The organism is Brachybacterium sp. p3-SID1565 (assembly GCF_025143785.1).
In the GTDB taxonomy this organism is placed as follows: domain Bacteria; phylum Actinomycetota; class Actinomycetes; order Actinomycetales; family Dermabacteraceae; genus Brachybacterium; species Brachybacterium epidermidis.
Window position 1 is genome coordinate 1 of sequence record NZ_JAMBDS010000085.1, and the last position, 4,832, is coordinate 4,832.

A 4,832-nucleotide genomic window follows, 5' to 3' on the forward strand; every position below is an offset into this window, starting at 1 on the left:
GTCAGAAGGCGGGGATGACGGAGCCGTCGGTGTAGGTGTCCAGGATGAACTGCTTGACCTCCTCGGAGTGCAGCAGCTCATCGAGCTTCACCAGGGCCTCGTTGTCCTTGTCGGCCTCGCGCACCACCACGAGGTTCGCGTAGGGGCTGTCCTCCCCCGGCTCGAGGAACAGGGCCTCCTCCTTCGGGTTGAGCCCGGCCTCCAGGGCGTAGTTGCCGTTGACGGCACCGACGGCGAAGTCACCCAGGGAGCGGGGGATCTGTGCCGCCTCCAGGGTGGTGAAGCGCAGGTTCTTGGGGTTCTCGGCGATGTCGGCGGGGGTGGCGGAGACGATGTCCACGCCCTCGGTCAGGGTGATCAGCCCGGCGGACTCGAACAGGGCCAGGCCGCGGCCGGTGTTGGCGGGGTCGTTGGCCACGGCCACCTCGGCGCCGTCGGAGATGTCGTCCAGCGAGCTCAGCGACTCGGAGTACAGGCCCATCGGCTCGATGTGCACGCCCTCGAAGGCGTGGAACTCGTAGCCCTTCTCCTCGACCTGCTGCTCGAGGAAGTTGGGGGTCTGGTAGAAGTTGGCGTCGATCTCGCCGTCGTTCAGGGCCTGGTTGGGGATCTGGTAGTCGGTGTACGGGGTGATCGACAGCTCGAGCCCGGCATCGACGGCCAGGTTGTCCTGGACGTACTGGAGGATCTCGGCGTGGGGCTTCGGGGAGGCGCCGATGGTGATGGTGGTGACGCCGCCCTCCTCCGTGGGTCCGTCGGAGCTGGTGCCTCCCGCCCCGCAGGCGGAGAGGGTCAGCGCTGCCAGGCCGGCCGAGGAGGCGAACAGGGTGCGGCGGTCGATGCGGGTCATGGGGTCCTCCTGTGTGGGGTGTGTCGGGGTCGGGGTGCGCTCTGCGCGAGGGGCGGGAGCGCTCAGGTCGTGCGGGGGGTGGGGCGTACGGGTCGGGTGGGGCGTGCAGGTCGGGCGGGCGGGGCAGGGCCCTGTCGGGTCACCGCTTCATGTCGTCGCCGTCATGTCGTCACCGGCTCACGGCACGGTGGTCGACGGCGCGCGCCAGTGCCGTGCCCGCGCTCTGCAGGGCGATCACGATCAGCACCAGAATCACCACGGTCGCGATCATCACCACGTTGTCGTAGCTCTGGTAGCCCATGCGTATGGCGAGGTCGCCCAGGCCCTTCCCGCCGACGGCGCCGGCCATGGCGGTGTAGCCGATCACGGCGATCGCGGTGGTGGTGAGGGACCCGATGATGCCGGGCAGCGCCTCGGGCAGCAGCACCTGGCGGATCACCTGGAAGCGGGTGGCGCCCATCATCCGCACCGCCTCGATCTTCCCGGCGGCGACCTCCTGCAGGTTGATCTCGATCAGCCGGGCAAGGAACGGGATCGCCGAGATGGTCAGGGCGAACATGGCGGCATTGGGGCCGGTCACACGGCCCACCACGAAGCGCGTCACGGGGATCAGGGCGATGATCAGGATGATGAACGGGAAGGAGCGGCCCACGTTCACGGCGAAGCCCACCACACGGTTGATCCAGCGGGTGAGGCCGTGGGGCGAGCGGGAGGTCTCGAACAGGGCGACCCCCAGCGGTACCCCCACCAGGGTGCTCAGCAGCATCGTCCCGGCGGTCATGTACAGGGTGATCAGGGTGTTGGACCACAGGCTGAAGTTCGAGTCCCAGGTGGTGAACACCGGGTTGGTGAGGATCTCGGTCATCGGCGTGCCTCCGTCGCCACCACGCCGGCCTCGCGCAGATCGGTCAGGAACTGCTGCAGCCCGGGCCGGGTGATCGGTGTGCCGTCGTGGTTGTGCAGGGCCAGCTGCACGCGCCCCACCTGCACGCCGGCGATGGTCTCGATGGTGCCGGCCACGATGGTGGCGCGGGTGCCGTAGGTGGCGGCAAGGTCGATGAGGTCCTGCGTGGTGCGCATCCGGGAGTTGCCCCCGTAGTCGCAGTCCACCATCACGTCGTCCACACCGGTGGGGGCAGGAGGCAGGGGGATCAGCTCCGAGGCCAGCGGGCCGGTGGGGTCGCTGGCCACCTCCAGCAGGCTCCCGGACTGCGCCACCGTGCCGTTCTCCAGCAGCGTCACCTCGTCGCACACCTCCCGCACCACGCTCATCTCGTGGGTGATGATCACCACCGTGATGCCCAGCCGTGAGCGCAGGTCGCGGATCAGCTGGAGGATCTGCCGGGTGGTCGAGGGGTCCAGGGCGCTGGTGGGCTCATCGCACAGCAGCACCTTGGGCTCGGCGGCGAGGCCGCGGGCGATGCCCACCCGCTGGATCTGCCCGCCGGAGAGCTGGGCGGGGTGATTGTTCTCGCGGCCCTCCAGGCCCACCAGGGAGACCAGCTCGGCGACGCGCTCGGCACGGCGCGCGGCGGGCATCCCGATGATCTCCAGCGGGTGCGCGATGTTCTTGGCGGCGGTGCGGGAGTCCAGCAGGTTGGCCTGCTGGAACACCATGCCGATTTCGCGTCGAGCCGCGCGCAGGGCGGCCCCTTCCAGCGCGGCGATGTCCGTGCCGTCGATCTCCACGCGGCCCGAGGTGGGCTTCTCCAGTCCGGTCAGGCAGCGGATCAGGGTGGACTTCCCGGCCCCTGAGCGACCCACGATGCCGTGGATCGATCCCTTCCCGATGTGCAGGTCGATCCCGCCCAGCGCGACGACGGGGTCTCCCCCGCTGGGCGCGGGGAAGACCTTGGTGAGGCCGTCCAGAGTGATCACCACGGTAGTGAATCATCGGGTGCTCCCCGGCCGGTAGCGCGCGTTCATCCAGCGACATATTCGCGGCCGGCGAGCCTCGCGGTGATGTCGCAGCTCACACAGCAGCGGGGGTGCGCTCAGGCGCCGCTGCCCTCGGCGAAGCTCGCATCGACGATGGTGGACACGTCCAGCGGCTCGCTGGAGGTGATCTGCCCGGCCTCGATCCACACCTGCTGCATGTTCTCCAGCTGGTCGGGCTGCGGCGCGAGGTCCGGCAGGTAGGAGTACATCGGGGAGGCCTTCAGCACCTCGATGTCCTGCCCCAGGGTGTCGGCGAGGATCTGGTAGACCTCGTCGGACTGCTGGCCGTCGTCGGAGAGCTCCTGCGCGCCCTTGGTGAGAGCGGTGAAGAAGGGCTGGGCGAGGTCCGATCCGATGAAGGTCTCGGAATAGGTGACACCGGTGCCGGTCACGCCCTTCGCGGGCACAGCGAGCGGGGATCCCACTCCGGCCTCCTCGATGGAGGTGGAGAAGGGGGCCGACGGGGTGGCGGCGTCGACCGAGCCGTTGGTCAGGGCCGGCTCCTGGTCGGGGGTGGAGAGGTTCACGACCTCCACGTCGTTCAGGGTGAGGCCGCCCTCCTCGAGCATCGCCGCGAGCAGGTAGCCGCCGGTGGCGCCGGGGCCGCCGGCCACCGCGATCTTGCGGCCCTCGAGGTCCGCGACGGAGCTGACGGAGCCGTCGTCGATCAGCTCCTGGCGCACCTCCAGAGCGGTGGGCGAGTTCTTCGGATCGCCCGGGGAGATGCCCATGGAGCCCACGATCTTGAACTCCAGGCCCTGGTTGAGGGCATTGAACATGCCGGCGCTGAAGCCGGCGACCATCACGTCGAGCTGGTCGCCCGAGAGCATGGGGATGCCGTCCTGGCCGGACTTCAGCGGCACCAGCTCCAGGGTGATGCCCTCCTCCTCGAAGAAGCCCTTGGCGTCGGCCACGTACAGCGGCGTGAACAGGGCCGAGGGCAGGTGGCCCACGCGCACGGTGCCGCCGGCACCGCCGCCACCACCATCGTCGGAGCCCCCGTTGCCGCCGCCGTTGCCGGAGTCCCCGGTGACGGCGGGGCCGCAGGCGGCCAGGGTGAGGCCCGCGGCTCCGGCGGGCAGGAGGGAGAGGATGGTGCGGCGTCGCATGGGGTGCTCCTTCATCGGGGCGGGGAATGGGGGTGCGGCAGTGCGGGGATAGGTCGGGGTCAGTGACTGCGGCGCCAGGGCAGCAGCAGCTTCTCGGAGTGGACGATGAGCGAGGTGAGCACGGCGCCGATGATGCCGATCACCACCAGGCCCACGTACAGCTTCTCCGGCAGGAACAGCTGCCAGGAGTTCCAGATCAGGTAGCCCAGGCCGGTGGTGGAAGCTCCGGTGAACTCGACGGCGGTCACCACCACCACGGCGGTGCCGGTCGCTGTGCGCAGCCCGGAGAACACGAAGGGCATCGCGCCGGGCAGCACCACGAAGCGGAACCGGTCGAAGCCGGTGGCGCCGTAGGCCGTGCCGGCCTCCAGCAGCTTCTTGTCGATCGCCCACACGCCGGAGACCGCGGCGATCTGCATGACGAAGAACGTCGTGATGAACACGGCGATGATCTTGGGCAGCTCGGTGGGACCGAAGATCATCAGCAGGATCGGGAAGATCGCGATCTTGGGCAGCGGGTACAGCGCGGAGAACAGCGGCCCCAGCGCTGCGTTCAGGGCGCGGGAGGAGCCCATGAGCAGTCCGACGGCGATGCCGCTGATCGCACCCAGTCCCCCGCCCACCAGCAGGCGCATCAGGGTGGGGCCGGTGTGCATCCACAGCTCGCCGCTGCGGGCCATCTCGATGCCGGCGGTGAGGATCCGGCTGGGGGGCGGGAAGAAGCGCGGGTCGATGATGAGGGCACGGGCACTGATCTCCCACAGCAGCACCAGCACGATGGGGGCGCTGATGGACAGGACGAGATCGCGGGTGCTGAGCGCTCGGGCATGCCTGCGCTGGGCCTGCGCGGCCTCCAGCGTGCGCTCCTCGCGCCGACTGAGAGTCGCGTCGGCGGCATCGGCCTGCGAAGTGCGGGCAGGGGCCTGCTCGTGGGA

General features: G+C 69.7%; 5 protein-coding genes. All 5 read right to left on the reverse strand.

Features of this window, described 5'->3' with window-relative positions; translation table 11 throughout:
- Window position 1: 1 nt before the first annotated feature.
- Window positions 2–850 (reverse strand): MetQ/NlpA family ABC transporter substrate-binding protein, encoded by an 849-nt coding sequence (locus tag M4D54_RS13565; RefSeq protein WP_259892071.1) that lies wholly within the window; start codon window positions 848–850, stop codon window positions 2–4.
- A 169-nt stretch (window positions 851–1,019) separates the two neighbouring features.
- Complete coding sequence (locus M4D54_RS13570; RefSeq protein WP_259789935.1) at window positions 1,020–1,715, reverse strand: methionine ABC transporter permease; 696 nt, start codon at window positions 1,713–1,715, stop codon at window positions 1,020–1,022.
- Entirely contained in the window at window positions 1,712–2,728 is a 1,017-nt protein-coding gene (locus M4D54_RS13575) for a methionine ABC transporter ATP-binding protein (protein WP_259892073.1), read from the reverse strand. Before M4D54_RS13575 ends, M4D54_RS13570 begins: the two co-directional genes overlap by 4 nt.
- Before the next feature lie 116 nt (window positions 2,729–2,844).
- A complete protein-coding gene (locus M4D54_RS13580; RefSeq protein WP_259892075.1) occupies window positions 2,845–3,897 on the reverse strand; it encodes an ABC transporter substrate-binding protein in 1,053 nt (350 codons plus the stop codon).
- Window positions 3,898–3,956: 59 nt separating this feature from the next.
- The coding region (locus M4D54_RS13585; protein WP_311199715.1) for an ABC transporter permease at window positions 3,957–4,832 on the reverse strand (876 nt) is incomplete at its 5' end.